18 protein-coding genes are annotated in these 16,894 nt (G+C 62.2%); 10 read left to right on the top strand and 8 right to left on the bottom strand.

Annotated features, from left to right (window positions below):
* The first annotated feature begins 111 nt into the window (after positions 1–111).
* The 4 genes from Q1A07_RS01285 to sucD are packed head-to-tail and all read left to right on the top strand — an operon-like array spanning position 112 to position 4,398.
* The gene (locus Q1A07_RS01285) at positions 112–1,314 is read left to right on the top strand and encodes an aminotransferase class V-fold PLP-dependent enzyme (protein WP_299777078.1); all 1,203 of its coding nucleotides are present in this window, start codon (positions 112–114) and stop codon (positions 1,312–1,314) included.
* 25 nt (positions 1,315–1,339) lie between these two features.
* Positions 1,340–2,281, top strand: coding sequence for a CoA ester lyase (locus tag Q1A07_RS01290; RefSeq protein WP_299777080.1), 942 nt, complete (start codon positions 1,340–1,342; stop codon positions 2,279–2,281).
* A gap of 21 nt (positions 2,282–2,302) precedes the next feature.
* A complete protein-coding gene (locus Q1A07_RS01295; protein ID WP_299777082.1) occupies positions 2,303–3,478 on the top strand; it encodes a malate--CoA ligase subunit beta in 1,176 nt (391 codons plus the stop codon).
* Between the two features lie 23 nt (positions 3,479–3,501).
* Positions 3,502–4,398 (top strand): succinate--CoA ligase subunit alpha, encoded by an 897-nt coding sequence (gene sucD, locus Q1A07_RS01300; RefSeq protein ID WP_299777084.1) that lies wholly within the window; start codon positions 3,502–3,504, stop codon positions 4,396–4,398.
* 49 nt (positions 4,399–4,447) lie between these two features.
* On the opposite strand, the gene Q1A07_RS01305 is transcribed toward sucD, so the two are convergent.
* Complete coding sequence (locus tag Q1A07_RS01305) at positions 4,448–5,533, bottom strand: NmrA family NAD(P)-binding protein (protein WP_299777086.1); 1,086 nt, start codon at positions 5,531–5,533, stop codon at positions 4,448–4,450.
* Positions 5,534–5,614: 81 nt separating this feature from the next.
* Here Q1A07_RS01305 and Q1A07_RS01310 point away from each other — a divergent pair, with 81 nt between their 5' ends.
* Positions 5,615–6,277: a helix-turn-helix domain-containing protein gene (locus Q1A07_RS01310; protein WP_299777089.1), complete on the top strand. Its 663-nt coding sequence runs from the start codon at positions 5,615–5,617 to the stop codon at positions 6,275–6,277.
* Here Q1A07_RS01310 and Q1A07_RS01315 read toward each other — a convergent pair.
* From Q1A07_RS01315 to Q1A07_RS01335, 5 genes are read right to left on the bottom strand one after another with little or no spacing between them, the layout of a single operon-like run.
* Positions 6,274–7,605: an FAD-binding oxidoreductase gene (locus tag Q1A07_RS01315; protein ID WP_299777091.1), complete on the bottom strand. Its 1,332-nt coding sequence runs from the start codon at positions 7,603–7,605 to the stop codon at positions 6,274–6,276. The genes Q1A07_RS01310 and Q1A07_RS01315 overlap by 4 nt on opposite strands.
* 7 nt (positions 7,606–7,612) lie before the next feature.
* Positions 7,613–9,163, bottom strand: coding sequence for a trimethylamine methyltransferase family protein (locus tag Q1A07_RS01320; protein ID WP_299777093.1), 1,551 nt, complete (start codon positions 9,161–9,163; stop codon positions 7,613–7,615).
* The gene (locus Q1A07_RS01325; RefSeq protein WP_299777095.1) at positions 9,160–10,650 is read right to left on the bottom strand and encodes an aldehyde dehydrogenase; all 1,491 of its coding nucleotides are present in this window, start codon (positions 10,648–10,650) and stop codon (positions 9,160–9,162) included. Before Q1A07_RS01325 ends, Q1A07_RS01320 begins: the two co-directional genes overlap by 4 nt.
* On the bottom strand, positions 10,650–11,555 hold the full coding sequence (locus Q1A07_RS01330; protein WP_299777097.1) for a dihydrodipicolinate synthase family protein: 906 nt from the start codon (positions 11,553–11,555) through the stop codon (positions 10,650–10,652). Before Q1A07_RS01330 ends, Q1A07_RS01325 begins: the two co-directional genes overlap by 1 nt.
* Positions 11,545–12,249, bottom strand: coding sequence for a GntR family transcriptional regulator (locus Q1A07_RS01335; RefSeq protein ID WP_299777099.1), 705 nt, complete (start codon positions 12,247–12,249; stop codon positions 11,545–11,547). The genes Q1A07_RS01330 and Q1A07_RS01335 overlap by 11 nt, the downstream gene beginning before the upstream one ends.
* Positions 12,250–12,405: 156 nt before the next feature.
* Here Q1A07_RS01335 and Q1A07_RS01340 point away from each other — a divergent pair, with 156 nt between their 5' ends.
* Positions 12,406–13,410 (top strand): D-cysteine desulfhydrase family protein, encoded by a 1,005-nt coding sequence (locus Q1A07_RS01340; RefSeq protein ID WP_299777101.1) that lies wholly within the window; start codon positions 12,406–12,408, stop codon positions 13,408–13,410.
* Here the strand turns inward: Q1A07_RS01340 and Q1A07_RS01345 are convergent.
* Positions 13,407–14,036, bottom strand: coding sequence for an NAD(P)-dependent oxidoreductase (locus Q1A07_RS01345; protein ID WP_299777104.1), 630 nt, complete (start codon positions 14,034–14,036; stop codon positions 13,407–13,409). The two genes, Q1A07_RS01340 and Q1A07_RS01345, sit on opposite strands and share 4 nt — an antisense overlap.
* Before the next feature lie 206 nt (positions 14,037–14,242).
* Here Q1A07_RS01345 and Q1A07_RS01350 point away from each other — a divergent pair, with 206 nt between their 5' ends.
* Complete coding sequence (locus tag Q1A07_RS01350; protein WP_299777106.1) at positions 14,243–14,638, top strand: nuclear transport factor 2 family protein; 396 nt, start codon at positions 14,243–14,245, stop codon at positions 14,636–14,638.
* A 42-nt stretch (positions 14,639–14,680) separates the two neighbouring features.
* Here the strand turns inward: Q1A07_RS01350 and Q1A07_RS01355 are convergent, their stop codons facing one another.
* Positions 14,681–14,965: a DUF2312 domain-containing protein gene (locus Q1A07_RS01355; protein ID WP_195819039.1), complete on the bottom strand. Its 285-nt coding sequence runs from the start codon at positions 14,963–14,965 to the stop codon at positions 14,681–14,683.
* A gap of 166 nt (positions 14,966–15,131) precedes the next feature.
* Here Q1A07_RS01355 and Q1A07_RS01360 point away from each other — a divergent pair, with 166 nt between their 5' ends.
* The 3 genes from Q1A07_RS01360 (at position 15,132) to Q1A07_RS01370 (ending at position 16,887) form a co-directional block, all read left to right on the top strand.
* Complete coding sequence (locus Q1A07_RS01360; RefSeq protein ID WP_299777109.1) at positions 15,132–15,371, top strand: hypothetical protein; 240 nt, start codon at positions 15,132–15,134, stop codon at positions 15,369–15,371.
* 64 nt (positions 15,372–15,435) lie between these two features.
* Positions 15,436–16,299 (top strand): MBL fold metallo-hydrolase, encoded by an 864-nt coding sequence (locus Q1A07_RS01365; RefSeq protein ID WP_299777111.1) that lies wholly within the window; start codon positions 15,436–15,438, stop codon positions 16,297–16,299.
* 156 nt (positions 16,300–16,455) lie between these two features.
* Positions 16,456–16,887 carry a TIGR01244 family sulfur transferase gene (locus Q1A07_RS01370; RefSeq protein ID WP_299777113.1) on the top strand — a complete coding sequence of 144 codons (432 nt, stop codon included), beginning with the start codon at positions 16,456–16,458 and terminating at the stop codon, positions 16,885–16,887.
* Positions 16,888–16,894: the final 7 nt, after the last annotated feature.

Raw genomic sequence — 16,894 nt, forward strand, 5'->3', positions numbered from 1 at the left:
AATTTACAACATTTCCATCTTGTAAATATTCGCATCCACAGCAGGACGCGGTTCCCTTAGGTCACAACCGGAACTTGCGTCATGGTCCTCCCATCGACAAGGAGGACTCAGATGCGCACCGGACAGACCCACCTCTTCATTCCCGGCCCGACCAATGTGCCGGAAGTTGTACGCCAGGCCATGAACGTGCCCATGCAGGACATGCGCGCCCCGGATTTCGGGGATGTCACCCTCAGCCTTTTCCAAGACCTCAAATCAGTCTTCCGCACCAAGACCGGCACCGTCTTGATCTTTCCCGGATCGGGCACCGCAGCCTGGGAAGCGGGCATCACCAATACGCTGAACCCCGGCGACAAGGTGCTGATGGCCCGGCACGGGCAATTCTCGACCCTCTGGGCGGAAATGGCTGAACGGCTAGGTCTGGATGTGCATCTGGTGGACGTCCCATGGGGCGCGGGTGTGCCGGTGCGCGAATTCGAACGGCAACTGGCCGCGGACACGAAGGACGAAATCAAGGCGGTGTTCGTCACCCACAATGAAACCGCTACCGGGGTGACATCCGATGTTGCCGCCGTGCGCCGCGCGCTGGACGAAAACTTCCACGACGCGCTGCTCTTTGTCGACGGTGTCTCCTCCATCGGATCGCTGGATTTCCGCATGGACGACTGGCGTGTCGATCTGGCCATCACCGGCAGCCAGAAGGGGCTGATGCTGCCCGCCGGTCTGGGTATTCTCGCGGTCAGCGAAAAGGCCATGGCGCTGGCCGAAACCTCGACCTCGCGCCGCGCCTATTTCGAATTCAGCGACATGGTGAAGCTGAACGCCGATGGCTATTTTCCCTACACCCCGCCTACGCAGCTGCTGCACGGGTTGCGCAAATCACTGGACCGCATCTTTGCCGAAGGGCTCGACAACACCATTGCCCGCCACACCCGCCTTGCCGAAGGGGTGCGCCGGGGGGTGGCTGCCTGGGGTCTCGATCTGGTGGCGGAACACCCGTCGCTCCATTCCAACACCGTCTCGGCCATTCGCACACCGCAGGACGTGGATGCGCGCGAAGTGATCCGCATCGCCTATGAGGACTACAACACCTCACTGGGCAGCGGTCTGGCGCGGCTGGCAGGCAAGGTCTTTCGCATCGGCCACATCGGTGACCTGAATGAGGGCATGTGCCTCACCGCGCTTTCCGTGGCAGAGATGGCGCTGCACCGGGCAGGCGCAGACATCGAATTCGGCTCTGGCGTTGCTGCCGCACAGCGCTGGTTTGCCGATGAAACCCCCATGCAACAGCCGCTGGCCGTTGCCGCAGAATAACACAGTCTCAAAGGAAAATACCCTCGTGTCACACACCCTCTACCCTCTGAATAAACAACGTCTGCAACGGTCTGAACTGGCCGTGCCCGCATCGAACCCGACAATGATCGACAAGGCCGCCGAGGGCACCGCCGACTACGTGTTTCTCGATCTGGAGGACGCGGTTGCGCCCCCCGAAAAGGAACAGGCACGCTGCAACGCCATTCAGGCCCTCAATGACATCGACTGGGCGGCCCGGGGCAAGACGGTTTCTGTTCGGATCAACGGCCTCGACACCCACTACATGTACCGCGACGTGGTCGATGTGATGGAGCAGGCCGGGGACCGGGTGCACACCCTGCTGGTGCCAAAGGTTGGCGTCCCCGCCGACCTCTACATGGTCGATGCGATGGTGAACCAGATCGAACAGGGGCGCGGCCTGCACAGCCGTGTCGGGCTTGAGGCCCTGATCGAAACGGCACTTGGCATGGCCAACGTCGAGGCAATTGCGCAATTCGGTGGCCGCCTTGAAGCGCTGCATTTCGGGGTTGCGGATTATGCGGCTTCCATGCGGGCGCGTACGGTGAACATCGGCGGGCTGAACCCGCTCTACCCCGGCGATCAATGGCACGCGTCGATCACCCGGATGGTGATTGCCTGCCGCGCCTACGGGTTGCGCGCCATAGACGGGCCCTTTGGCGATTTCTCTGATCCCGAGGGCTACAAGGACGGCGCACGCCGGGCCGCTGCCTTGGGCTGCGAAGGCAAATGGGCCATCCACCCCAGCCAGGTTGCCCTGGCCAACGAGGTCTTCAGCCCTCCGGAAACCGAGGTTTCCAAGGCCGAGCGCATTATCGAAGAGTTGAAGAAAGCCGAGGACGAAGGGCGCGGTGCGGCCTCGCTCGACGGCAAGATGATCGATGCCGCCTCGGAGAAAATGGCGCGCAACGTGATCGATGTGGCGCGCGCCATCGCTGAAAAAGTCTGAACGCACAAAAGGGGGAATACCATGGACATCCACGAACATCAGGCCAAGGAAATTCTTGCTGGTTTCGGGGTGCCCGTGCCCCGCGGCGGGGTCGCGTATTCCCCCGAACAGGCAGGCTACCGCGCGCGCGAATTGGGAGGCGAGGCCTGGGTCGTCAAGGCACAGATCCACTCCGGCGGGCGCGGTGAAGCCGGTGGCGTAAAGCTCTGCAAGACCGAAGACGAGGTGCGCGACTATGCCGCCACGCTCTTTGGCAAGCAGTTGGTCACCAAGCAGACGGGGGCGGCGGGCAAAGGCGTCTACCGCCTCTGGGTGGAAGAAGCCTCGGACATCCAGCAGGAGCTCTATCTGGGTTTTGTGCTGGATCGCAAATCCGAACGGATCATGATCGTCGCCTCTTCGCATGGCGGTATGGAAATCGAAGACCTCGCGGAAAAGGACCCGGACTCCCTGCGCCGCATGATCATTGACCCGGCGGTCGGGCTGGCGGGCTATCAGGCGCGCGAACTGGCCTTTGCGCTGGGGCTCTCGGGCGGACAGATCGCGCAGATGGTCAATGTGTTGAACGCATGCTACCGCGCCTATCGGGACCTCGACGCCTTCATGGTCGAGATCAACCCGCTGGTGATCCGCGCCTCCGGCGATCTGGTGGCACTGGATGCCAAGATGAGTTTCGACACCAACGCGCTGTACCGGCGGCCGGATGTGGCGGCCCTGCGCGACCCCAGCCAGGAAGACCCGCGCGAGGCGATGGCGGCCGATCACGGGCTGGCCTATGTGGGTCTGGACGGCGACATCGGCTGCATCATCAATGGTGCCGGTCTGGCGATGGCCACGATGGATATGATCAAGCTGGCGGGCGGCGAGCCGGCCAATTTCCTCGACATCGGCGGCGGGGCCAGCCCGGAGCGTGTCTGCACCGCCTTTCGCACCGTGTTGTCGGACCCCAATGTGGGCGTGATCCTCGTCAATATTTTTGCGGGCATCAACCGTTGTGACTGGATCGCGAATGGGGTCATTCAGGCCTACCGCGACATCGGGTTGGACCTGCCGGTCATTGTGCGGCTCGCCGGAACCAATGTGCAGGAGGGCAAGGCGCTGCTTGAGACATCCGGCCTGCCGATCATCGCGACCGATACGCTCGCCGAGGCGGCAGATGCCGCCGTTTCCCTGCGCAGACAAAACGCCGCTGCCTAACCCAAAACGGATCGGAGGACCCCATGGCCATTCTCATTGATGAAACCACGCCTGTCCTGGTGCAGGGCATTTCCGGCCGCATCGGCCAGTTCCACGCGGCGGAAATGATTGAGCACAACACCAATGTGGTTGCGGGTGTCACGCCGGGCAAAGGCGGCAGCCGCATTCTGGATCGCCCGGTGTTCAACACAGTGCGCGAGGCCGTTGAGGCCACCGGCGCGCAGGCCAGCGTCATGTTTGTCCCGCCCCCCTTTGCCGCCGATGCGATGATGGAAGCCGCCGATGCGGGCATCCAGACCGCGGTCTGCGTGGCTGACGGTATCCCGGCGCAGGACATGATGCGGGTGAAACGGTTTCTGCGCCGGTACCCGCGGCATCGGAAAATACGCCTGATCGGGCCGAATTGCGCTGGTGTCATCTCGCCCGGGCGGGGGTTCATGGGGATCATGCCACCGCATATCTACACGCCGGGCCGTGTCGGGATTGTCGGGCGTTCCGGCACCCTTGGCTATGAGGCGGCAAGCCAGATGAAGGCTCTGGGCATCGGGGTATCGACCTCCGTGGGCATCGGGGGCGATCCGATCAACGGGGCCTCTTTCCGGGACATCCTGGAACTCTTCGAAGCCGATCCGGACACCGATGCAGTGATGATGATCGGCGAGATCGGCGGCCCGCAGGAGGCTGAGGCTGCGGCTTTTGTCCGTGACCACATGAGCAAGCCCGTGGTCGCCTATGTGGCGGGTTTGTCTGCGCCGAAAGGTCGGCAAATGGGTCACGCAGGCGCGATCATCTCCGCCTTCGGGGAGAGTGCGCAGGAAAAGGTGGAGATGCTCAACGCTGTCGGCATCACCGTCGCCCCGAACCCTTCTGTCATGGGATCCACGGTGGCCGAAGTGCTGCAGGGTCGGCACGCCGCGTGATCCCCGGGCGCTCTTCTGGAAGCCTTCGCAAAAAGACGGTCCCGCCCGCTCACGACAGGCCAAGATGCCGATGCGTGGTGCCCCATTCCGCGTCGTCCTGACTGAACGCCGGAGCCGCGAGGCGCACGTAGTCACGCTGCGCCTCGATCTCCTTTGGCACCAGCGCAGGCGTCAGCAGCATCCGGGCAAAACCCGCCATCGCACTCAGGCGACGGGGAAAACTGCGCCGCAGATCAGGTCGCGCCGCCACCCTCCTCTTGACGATGGATACGAAGGGCTCGGGCACCCGCCCACCAATCCGCAACACGTGATCCGTCGGCGCGCTGATCGCAAAGGTGCCCCGCCTGTACTCCTCCGTGTAAAGCGCCAGTTGCGAGGCGGCGGCCTGTGAAAAATTCGCAGGCGGCATCGCTCTCAACGCCTTCATCATCATCTTCTCCGATATATTCCGGTACCGTACCCGGCACCCTAGTGCCTGCCCCATGGCCTCGGCAATCTCGTCAGGCGACAGGAGTGCAGGCCCGGTGGGGCGGTAGGTCTTACCCGCATGGGCCTCTGGGTCGCTGAGGGCGGCCACGGCAACGCTGGCAATATCCTCATTGGACGGCGGCGCGTTCCCAGACACATCCCCTGCCCCCAACGGCATCGCAAAGAGCCCCAGATGAGCGGCCATATCCAGCACCATCAGGTAGTTGTCGGCAAACCAGCCCGGAATGATAGAGGTCACGGTCATGTCGCCCGGCATGCGGATCAGGATGTCACCAAGATAGGTTTCCCGCGTGAAGAGCGACGGGTGATCAGCCGTGGACAGCCATTGACCAAGGGTAACCACATGCTCAAGCCGCGCCTCGAAGGCGGCAGCCGTGAAGACGGCATTGTAGTGCAACCCATTGGGCGCGGTCGGCGCGCATTGATAGGCACGCTGGACGTCTTTCATTGCCGCGCGCATGTCGGTCAGCGCATATTGATCGCCAACAAAGATCTCTGCACCGGCCTCCTTGAGCTGCTGGGCACGGTGATCCTGCCGCCGCACAAAGGCGCGCACCGAGAACCCCTTTTCAAGCAGTTGAAGGGTGACCGGCAGGCCGGTTTTTCCGGCCGCGCTGGTGACAAGAATTCTGGTATGCGTTGACATTTCAATGCCTCCCTTTCACAGATTACTGGATGAACTAAAGTGATTACTTTATTTTTTAAAGTAACTTTTCCGTGAGATGCTATGGCCAAAACGCGTTCCTACAAGCTGCTCTGCCCGATCGCGCGGGCGCTGGATGTGATCGGCGACCGCTGGACCCTGCTGATCCTGCGCGATCTGCTCGCGGGGCCCGCGCGCTTCACCGATCTGCAAACCGGGCTCTCCGGTATTGCGGCCAACCTGCTGACCGACCGGCTGGCGAAACTGATGTCGGACGGGCTGATCACCAAATCGGACGGCCAGCACGGTGCCGCCCTCTATGCGCTCACCGACAGCGGCAAACGCACCCGCAACATCCTTTTCGAGCTGGCGCTATTTGGCGGCGGCATGCCCCCCCCCGAAGCGCAGGTGAAACCCGGCAATCTGAGAACCGTTGCCACTACGCTCGGGGCAGCCGCCGCGCGCGTTACCCTGTTGACCGACGATTTCGTCGCCGAGTTGCGGGTGGATGGCGAGCAGATCACGATGCGGGTTGAGGATGGCGCCCCGACGGTCCTCTATGCGGCAGCACGTGACCCTGATGTGGTTTTTGAGACCAGCTATGAGGCCTTGCTGCAAGTTTCGGAAGGCGAAATTTCATTGCAGGACTTTACCGCCAATCACAGCAGATTACAGACCTACACGCTTGAAAAAGATCAGAGTTTCATGGCGGTCATGCAGCAGATCATGAGCCAGTTTACCGCCTAGAGCTCGCGCCCTGCCCGAACCTCCCCCCAGCGCAAACGCACCGCGGCGCCCAGTTTTGTGATGGCCCTGGGGGGCAGCCGTTTGGGCGTCTCAGCTGCCCGCGCCCGGTCCAGCGCATCGGTCTCAATGCCGTTTGCCGCTTCCGCCGCAAGCAGACCTGCCAGCGTGCCCTTTGCCGTTCCCAGCCCGTTCTGACAGCAGGCCGACCACAGCCCCGGCTCAAGCTCGCCGATGACCTGCACGTTGTTCAGGCTGAGGCAAAGCCGCCCGCCCCACCGGTACGCCATCCGGACATCGCCCAGCATCGGAAACCGGGCCGCAAAGGCACGATCATGATCCTGCCCCACATACGCGATACGCCGGTCATCCACTTCCATTTCCGGATCGAAGGTGAACCGGTTTCGGATTAATATCCGGTCTCCTCCTGTCCCGGAAATCCTGCGGACCGTCGTACCCAGGGGATCAGCGGGTGTGAGACCCCAAACCGGTGCACCACCCAGTGCAGCGGCTTGTGCCGCGGTCATCGGCTCGGTCATTGAGGCATATGTAAAGACATGCATCAGTCGACTGGCCATATGTCCAAAGCTTTCCAGGTGACCGTTGACCGCCAGAATGACCCGTGGCGCCGTCACCCGGCCTTTGGGTGTCTCCGCCACCCAATTCCCCTGTCGCCTCAGGGAAATCACCGGGCTTTCCTCGTGGATGGACAAGCGATTTGACAGCAAGGACTCGGCAACGCTGCGAACGAACAGCGCAGGCTGAATCATCGCGGCACCAGGGGTTACAAGACCGCTTTGGTAATAATCTGTTCCGGTCAAATCCCGCATCTGGCCGGCATCCAGCATCTCATGCGCCTCACCCATGGCTGTCAGGTGGCGCGCATAATCGAGGTTGTGCTGATGTCCCTTGGGGGTGGCCGCCCCGTTGATCTTGCCAGATGGGCTGAACGCCTCTTCGCTCAGCCCGAAATCCGCGGCCATCTCGGCGGCAAAGGCAATGCCGCGCCGGTTATCTGCCGTCTGGGCGCGATCCGCCACCAACGCGCCGCCGTAGTTGTCAGACGCCAGGTCGTGGGGCAGATCGATCATGAACCCGGAGTTGCGCCCGGCAGGCCCCGCGCCCACGCGGCTTGCTTCCAGCACGACGATCCGGTCGCCCGAACAAAGCTGTGACAAACGCCGTGCTGCGGCAAGCCCCGCAAACCCGGCCCCGATGATCAGCCAGTCAGCGCTGACATGCCCTTCCAGAGGCGTTGGTGCATTGGGCCGTGGCAGCAGACAATTCCAACCTGCCGGACCCGGATCACGCGGCAATCGGGACACTTTCATTGCACCCTCAATGCGTCTGGTTGAGGGCGTCCGCCGCCGGGATTTCACGCTCGCGGCGGGCGATATAATCACGCAGGGCCTCATCCTTGGCGGCATCGAGCGTCGGCTCTTCGTAAGTGTTGAGCAGATCACGCGCCCGGATCAGCGCCCGTTCCGTGATTTCGACAGCGCCCTCGGCCTGCCATTGCTCGATGGAGTTATTGTCGAACATCTCCGGCATAAAAAATGCCCTTTGGAAGTTCTCCAGCGTGTGCGGGTGGCCCAGGTAATGCCCGCCGGGCCCGATATCACCCACGGCCTTGATGGCCTCGTCGAAATCGTCCCAATTGACCCCTTCCGCCATGCGGTAACCCATCGCGCACATCTCGGCATCCACCACGAACTTGGCCATGGAGCAGTGCATCCCCGCCTCATTCCAGCCCGCCGAATGCCAGATGTAGTTGGCCCCTGCCATCAGCACCGCGTTCAGCGTCATCGCACTTTCATACCCGGCCTGCGCGTCGAAGGTCTTGGCCCCACCCAGCGTGTTCGATGTGCGCCAGGGCACGCCATAGTGCCGTGCCATCTGCCCGATCATGAAGTTCATCAGGCTGATCTCCGGCGTCCCCGCCATCGGCGCGCCGGATTTCATGCTGACCGTGCTGAGGTAGTGCCCGTAGATCGCGGGACACCCTTTGCGGATCACCTGCGTGTAGGCCAGCGCGCTCAGCGCCTCGGCATTCAGCTGCGCCACCGTAGGCGCGACAGACGCGGGCGTATTGGCTCCGCCCAGCACGAAGGGCGAGCAAAGCACCGGCTGATTGCGGCGGCAAAACGCGCGCATCGCGCCCAGCATCGTCTCGTCCCAGACCAGCGGCGAGTTGCCGTTGCAATTGCCTGTCACCACCGGGTGGCTGTCGATGAACGCCTCGCCAAAGAGGATCGCGCACATCTCGATCACATCCTCGGCGTTCTTCGGGCTGGTGGTCATGCCCATGAAGGTCTTGTCCGAATGCTTCATTGAGGAATAGGTGATCCGCAGGTGCCGCTGGCTGATCGGATGATCGTAAGGCTCCACGATATGATGCGCCGAGGAATGGATGCTGGGTAACATGTGGCTCAGCTTGTGGAAATTCGCCAGATCCTCCAGCGTCGGGTTGCGCCGCACATCGTCGAGATCGCGCAGATAAGGCGCGCCGGTCATCGGCACAAAGATCGCATGATCCTTCCCAAACGGAAGGTTATTCGCCGGGTTGCGCGCGTGATAGGTGAAACTCTCGGGGATGGTCGAGATCAATTCACGGACCAGCCCGCGGTCCAGATGCACCCGCTCGCCCCGCACCTCCGCGCCCGCGCGTTTCCAATCGGCGAGCGCAATCTCATCCCGGAATACAACGCCGACGGTCTCCAGAATGTCCATCGATGCTGCATCGACACGCGCGACCTGCCCCTCATCCATCACCTCCGTCAGCGGCAGCCGCCGCTTCAGCGCAGGCAACATGGTCACATCGCGCGTCTGCCGCAGCGCCTTGCGCGCGCCCCGGCCGCGCCGGGCAGTTCCCACAGCCTCGACACTCATCCGATGTTATCTCCGTCTGCGGGGTCGCTCAGATCGACCCAGATGGTCTTCAGCTCGGTGTATTGGTCATGCGCGTGCATCCCATTGTCGCGCCCGCCAAAGCCCGACTGCTTGTACCCGCCAAAGGGCGTCGCGATATCGCCCTCGCCATAGCAATTCACGGTGACCGTACCCGCCCGGATGTCTCGTGCCGCGCGGATCGCCGTGCGCGTATTGGCGGTAAAGACGCTGGCCGCAAGCCCGTAGGCCGTGTCATTGGCCAACGCGATTGCCTCATCGGTCGAGGCCACCTCGATCACACTGAGAATGGGCCCGAAAATCTCCTCCCGCGCCTTTACATCATCCTTGGCCACCTCATAGATCGCAGGTGGCACAAACGGCCCGTCCGAGGTGCCACCTGCCAGCGCGGGACCGGTCAGGTAGCCGTTGACCTTGGCCAGATGATCGGCGTCGATCAGCGCGCCAAGATGGTTTGCAGGGTCCAGCGGATCACCCGTCTTCCAGTCCCGCAACCGCGCCATGATACGCTCCAGCAGCGGTGCTTTGACATCTTTGTGCACAATCAACCGCGACGCAGCGGAGCAATTCTCGCCCATGTTCCAGAAGGCCGCGTTGACCACATGTTCCGCCACATGATCGAGGTTCTCGGCATCGGCCAGCACCACCGCCGGGTTCTTGCCGCCGCACTCCAGCACGACCTTCTTCAGGTTGCTGTCCGCAGCATAGCGCAGGAAGTGGCGCCCCGTCTCCGTCGAGCCGGTGAAGCTCACCATGTCCACATCCATATGCCGTCCCAGCGGTTCCCCAACCGATGGCCCATCGCCCGGCAGCACCTGCAACACGCCGCGCGGCACCCCCGCCATATGCGCCAGCTCCGCCACCCGCAGCGCGGTCATCGAGGTCTGCTCCGCCGGTTTCACGATGACCGAACAGCCCGCCGCGAGCGCCGGGCCGATCTTCCAGGCCAGCATCAACAGCGGGAAATTCCACGGCAGAATTGCCGCCACAACGCCCACCGGCTCCCGCACGATGACCGACAGCGCATCATCTCCCGCGGGGGAGGTCTGGTCATAGATCTTATCGGCGGCCTCTGCGTGCCATTTGATGCAGTGAATTGCCTCGGGAATGTCCACCCGTTCGCAATCGCGGATCGGCTTGCCGGACTCCAGGCTCTCCAGCACCGCCAGCTCCCGCCTGCGCCGCGTGATGTATTTGCACAGTTTGATCAGCACGTCCTTGCGACCCGACGGGTGCATGCGCGCCCAATGCCCCTGGTCAAAGGCTTCGCGCGCCTTGCTGACAGCGAGATCAACATCCGCCGGACCCGCGGTCGAGATCTGCGTGATCTCCTCCCCCGTTGCGGGGTTCAGTGTGGGCATCATCGCCCCCGCCCCTTTGCGAAACTTGCCGTCGATGAACGGCGCTGCGGGGAAATCCAGATCAGCGGCAATGGCGGCATACTCCGCCCGGGTCAGAAGATCGGTCATCACAGGGCTCCCGGAATGGCGGCAATGGTGGCGGTCATCGTACGGATCACCTCGTCCAAAGCGCGCTTGTCGTCTTTGTTGAGCGGTTGCAACGGCTTGCGCGGCGGCCCCGCGTCGATGCCCCGCAGCGTCACCCCGTGCTTGATGCACTGAATGAACTTGCCGCCCTGCTCCAGCACCCGCATCAGCGGCAGCATTGCCGACATGATCGCACGGCCACGCGCGAAATCCCCATCGACCGCACAGGCGCGGTACAGCGCCAAATGCGCTTCGGGCGCGAAATTCGACCCTGCGCAGACCCAGCTGCGCGCGCCCCAGGCAAAGAACTCCAGCGCCTGATCATCCATCCCGCAGCTCAGCGCGATATGCGGATAGTCGCGCGCCAGCATGTGCAACCGGTTGATATCGCCCGAACTTTCCTTGATGGCACAGAAGTTCGGGCTGCGGCCCAGACGGTCGAGACACTCTTCGTCCATATCGACGCTCATCCGGCCCGGGTAGTTATAGAGCATCGCGGGCAGGTTCGCGGCTCGGTCCACGGCCAGCGCGTGCAAGGCAATTTCGCGACCTGTTGGATAGGCGTAAGGCGGCGTGGCGATCAGGATCGCATCCGCCCCCACCTCCCTGGCGGCCTCCGCATAGGCAACGCTGTCCTCCGTGCGGATCGCGCCTGTGCCGACGATCATCGGCACGCGCCCGGCAATCAACGCCTTGCAGCGGCGCATCATGTCCACCCGCTCCTCCATCGATTGGGCGTAATATTCCCCCGTGGTCCCCGCCACGATGAGCCCATGCACGCCCGCAGCAATCAGGTGCTCCACCGTCTCGCCCAATGCGGCCTCGTTCAGCGAGAAATCCGCGTGATAGGGCGTGATCAGCGGTGTGTAGATTCCTTCAAACTGCATTGCGCCGGTCCTTCAGTGACACAACATCCACCGGCAGCGGATCAGGCCGCACATAGCGTTCCATCCGGTCCCGCGACAAATCCCAGTGCTGCAGCGACAGATCGATCGCCAACGCGCTTTCATGCGCCTCGATTGCCGTGATCAGCGCGTCATGCTGATCGCTTGCCTTCACGATCAACATCTTTTCATCCGCATTGGCGGGCCGGTAAAACCGCTGGCTCAACCGCGTATGGTCGATCAGCAACCGATCCAGCGACGCGACCAGGTAAGGGTTGTGCGCCATCTCGCCGATCACGGCATGAAACCGATGATTGGCCAGTGCCGTTGCCTGTGCATCCTGCGCTGCGGTCGCCTTGGTGAAAGCATGCTGCGCGTCCTTGAGCGCCTCCAGCTGAGGACCTGTTCGCGCCTCTGCCGCAAGGCTGGCAATATTGGCGTAAATCATCGGGGCGGTCTGAAAGAACGTCCGCATCGTGCCGATGTCCATCGATGCCACCTTGGCACCGCGGTTCTCCGACGTCGTGATAAAGCCCGCCCCGGCCAGCCGGTGCAACACTTCACGCATGGGCGTACGCGACATCCCGTAGTGTTCTGCAAGCGTCGTCTCATCCAGATCGCTGCCGGGCGCAAGCGCCGTAGACAGGATGCGCAGCTTCAGATCACTCAGGCACTGGTCCTTGGACAAACGAGGCATCGGCAACTCCAGGCTCACTTTGTATACTGATTGTATACATTTCCAACCCCGTCAAGACAATTTTCGACCAACCCCTCTCAAGTGTCTGACTTGGCCGATATTCGCTTTCATGGCACGATGCGGAGCACATTCACTTACAGAACCAAGGGACAACCCATGGATTTTCCCCGCGCCTCACTTGTCAGCGCCGTGACCCCGATAGAACACCTGCCGCGGTTGTCGGATGAACTTGGCATCTCGCTGCATATCAAACGTGATGATCTGGCCGGAACCACGATGGGCGGCAACAAATCGCGGCAGCTGGAGTATTATCTTGGCGCGGCGCAACAGGCGCAGGCACAAACCATCCTGATCACCGGTGCGGTACAATCCAACTTCGTGCGGACCGCGGCGGCGTCGGCGGCGAAACTGGGCATGAAAACCATCGTCCAATTGGAAGACCGCGTGCCCCTGACCGATGCGCTCTACGGCACGAATGGAAATGTGTTGCTGTCCCGTCTTCTGGGGGCGGAAGTCATGCGGTACCCGGTGGGCGAGGATGAAGCAGGCGCAGATGCCGCGCTGCGCGCACGCGCGGCGGAAGAGGAAGAGGCCGGCCGCACCCCTTATGTCATCCCGCTGGCGCTGGGAAACGCGCCGCTCGGGGCCCTGGGATATATGCGCGCGGCCGAGGAAATCCTGTCGCAGGATGACGGGTTCGATGTGGTGATCGTGGCCTCAGGCAGCGGTCTGACGCACGCCGGTCTGCTGCACGGCCTGCGGCAGGCGGGTCACCGCGCCAGGGTCATCGGCAGCTGCGTGCGCCGGGACGCGAAACAACAGCAGGACCGGATGCGCCGGGTGCTCGACGCCCTCGCAAAGATGACCGGGACTACCGCCGCCCAAGACACGGACATCGTCATCTGGGACGGCGCCCTGTCGCCCGGCTATGGGCAACTCGGCCCGGCGGCGGCACAGGCCACGGCGATGATGGCGCAGACCGAAGGCATCATGCTCGACCCGGTCTACACGGCCAAGGTTTTTGCCGCCATCCCCGCGCTGGTAGCGCGCGGCGACATCAATCCCGGGGAACGTGTGCTCTTTGTGCACACCGGCGGGCTGGCGTCCCTATTCGCTTATCAATCCGCCTTGGAAAACGCCTTCCCCCACCCCGAGGCCTAGTTCGAAACACCTACCGCACGTTGCGCATAGGCAAGATCGGTCAGCTGCCGGGTCAGGAATCCCGCCAGATCCGCGCGTGCGATCTTGAGGGTAAGGTTGCGTTCCTGCCGTCCAAAGCCTTCCTTGAAGCTGTCCGTGGCTGGTCCGTCGGTGAAGGCGCTGGGGCGTACGATTGTCCAGTCCAACCCGCTGGCGCGCACAAGGTTTTCCTGCAATTCATGATCCTTGAAGACGGGGCGCAGCACCGCGCCGAACATGATGCGTTTCCAGAAGAAGTTCAGGTTGTTCCAGCTTTCATGCGCCCCCAGAGTGGACTGGCAGATGAGGCGCTTTACCCCGTGGGTCTGCATGCCCCGGATGACGTTCATCGTGCCTTGTGATCGAATGGACCCCTTACGCGATTTGCCCGCGCCCAGGGTGACAACAACAGCATCATGACCCTGGATCGCCCCGGCAACGGCGGCCCCGTCCATCGCATCCCCGGCCACGCGTGTCAGGGCCGGGTTCTGAATATCCAGCCGCTCGGGGTGACGCGCGAATGCGGTGACCTCATGCCCCTCCGACACCATCTTTGCCACGGTCAGGCATCCAACACTGCCGGTGGCTCCAAAAACGACAACCTTCATGATGTGCTCTCCAATTCAGGATTTTACATTGTGTAAACTTTACACAATGTAAATATTCGATTCTTTACATTGCGTCAACACCTGATCATCGCGCTTCGGCGCCGCCCCTTGTGGAAGATCCCGAACAGATTTTAGATGCCTTACATATGCGGCACCCGGCATCCTCACGCATGCCCTTCACACTCTGATATTGAAAGCACGCGCCCATGACTCAAAATACCGCAGAGGACTCGGCCTTGATGGCGGAGTTACGCCGATGCGAAACCGCCATATGGGAGGCGCTGGTCTCCGGCAACATGGCGCAGGATGCCGCCGCTTTGCATGCCAGCTTTCTGGGCGTGTATCCTGATGGTCTTGCAGGCAAAGATGACCACGCCCGACAGTTGGCGTCGGGGCCAACAGTCGGGCGGTACAAAATGGATCAGGAAAGGGTGATGGAACTGGGACCGGATTACGCCCTGCTCAGCTATCGCGCGACGTACAGCCGACCCGCCCGCACCAAGGAGGATGTCATGTATGTCAGCTCGATCTGGAAACGGAACGGAACAGGCTGGATCAACGTCTTCAGTCAGGACACGCCCGCAGGGGGCCCGGACGGATAGTCATGTCTCAAGGTCAGGGCGGATCGTACCCGCCCCACCCGACTACATCCCCAGCGCTTCCTTGTACATCTCAAGCACCGCTTCTTCTTCGGCGATGTCATCCGCGTCCCGCTTGCGCAATGCGATAACCTTGCGCATCACCTTGGTGTCATAGCCGCGCGCCTTTGCCTCGGCCATGACCTCTTTTTGCTGCTCGGCCAGATCCTTCTTCTCCGCATCCAGCCGCTCGATCCGCTCCACGAACTGGCGCAATTCATTGGCGGTCACGCGGTAGGTCGCGTCGCCCTGCACATCCTGTTCCGGCAGATCGGTGGCGCTGTCACTCATGAGAATATCCTTGTCGTTTGCGGGAAATCGGTCGGCCCTTGCCTAGCCTTCCGGCGCTGGCGCTGCAAGCCGCTTTGCGCTTGTGACAAAACGACGCCTGTTGGGCCGGGGCCCCGGCACGGCGGCGTGACTTGCACTCGCAGCGGGAATTGGATAGCGCTGCGGCATGGAAACACACGAAACATCCATCTTCGATCTGCTGATCTGGGGCGGCGCGTCGCTGTCCTTCATCGGGCTTATCGGCCTTGTATGGTGCATTATTTACGTGGCCCGCGCCCGCCGCGCCCATCTTCCGGACGCAGAAATGCGGGCAAAGCTGAAAACCGCCTTGCCGATGAACCTCGGCGCACTCTTTTTATCTGTCATCGGGCTGATGCTGGTCATTCTGGGCATCTTCCTCGCGTGATCCCACCGCTTGCAAGCGCGGTAGTGACCACCATATAATTGTGGTGTCTAACGGAGCCTTGCCCATGTCACCCAGTGTCAAAGCCTTCTTCGATACCGCAACCAACACCGTCAGCTATGTCGTACGGGATCCGCAGGGTGCCGCCTGCGCGATTGTCGATTCGGTGCTGGATTTCGATCACGCCTCGGGGCGCACTGACACCGCCTCGGCGGATGCGGTGATTGCCCATGTGCAGGCCGAAAACCTGACGGTGCAATGGATTCTCGAAACCCACGTGCATGCCGATCACCTCTCCGCCGCGCCCTACCTGCAGGAGCAGCTGGGCGGTCAGATCGGGATCGGCAATCAGATCACGACGGTACAGGATACCTTCGGCAAGGTTTTCAACGAAGGCACGGAGTTTCAGCGCGACGGCAGCCAGTTTGACCGCCTTTTCGGCGACGGCGACAGTTTTCACATCGGCCAGCTTCGTGCCGATGTGATGCACACGCCGGGCCATACGCCCGCCTGTATGACATATGTGATCGGTGATGCGGCTTTCGTGGGCGATACGCTCTTCATGCCCGATTTCGGGACCGCCCGCTGCGACTTTCCCGGCGGCTCCGCCCGCGATCTCTTCCAGTCGATCCAGCGCATTCTCAGCCTGCCGGATGACACACGGATTTTTGTCGGGCACGATTACAAGGCACCCGGCCGCGAAGAATTTGCCTGGGAAACCACGGTGGGCGCCCAGAAGGCGCGCAATATCCACGTGGGCGCGGATCGGGATGAGAAAAGCTTCGTTGAGATGCGCCGGGCGCGTGACGCGACGCTGGGCATGCCAAAGCTGATTTTGCCCTCGCTGCAGGTCAACATGCGCGCGGGTCATATGCCCGAGCCGGATGAACAGGGCGACGTTATGCTGAAATTGCCGGTCAACAAGCTCTGACCGCGTGTCGCACCGTCAATGCCATCACCCGACAGGGCGTAACATTGCCTGAGAAACGCGCAGAAACCATGGCCTGTTTTGAATTTAACCCGCGCTCTGCGGCTTTCCGCTGCGCCTGTCTGGACAGTTCCCGGCACCTTGCATAGGTCTATGCCCATGGATATGCGCCAAATCACACCTCACTTTTATGCAGCGCCACAGATTGCGCCTGAAGACATGGCCGACATCGTTGCGGCGGGTATCAAACTGGTTCTCTGCAACCGACCGGACGGGGAAGTGCCGCCCAGCCATCAATGTGCCGCGATACAGGCGGCCGCCGAGGCTGCGGGGCTTGAATTTGCGGTGCAACCGCTGACCCATCAGACCATGACGGCAGAGGTCATCGCCACCAACCGGGCGTTGATGGACCGATGCGATGGTCCGGTGTTGGCCTATTGCGCCTCGGGGACGCGCTCCACCATCGCGTGGGCACTGGCAGCGGCGCGAGATATGCCCGCAGATGACATTATCGAGGCGGCACGCGGCGGCGGCTACGATCTGACACATCTTGGCCCAACCCTCGTGGCCGTCGCGCAGATGAAGCGCTGACTCCGCA

Origin of the sequence: uncultured Roseobacter sp. (assembly GCF_947492555.1) — a bacterium.
Lineage (GTDB): Bacteria > Pseudomonadota > Alphaproteobacteria > Rhodobacterales > Rhodobacteraceae > Roseobacter.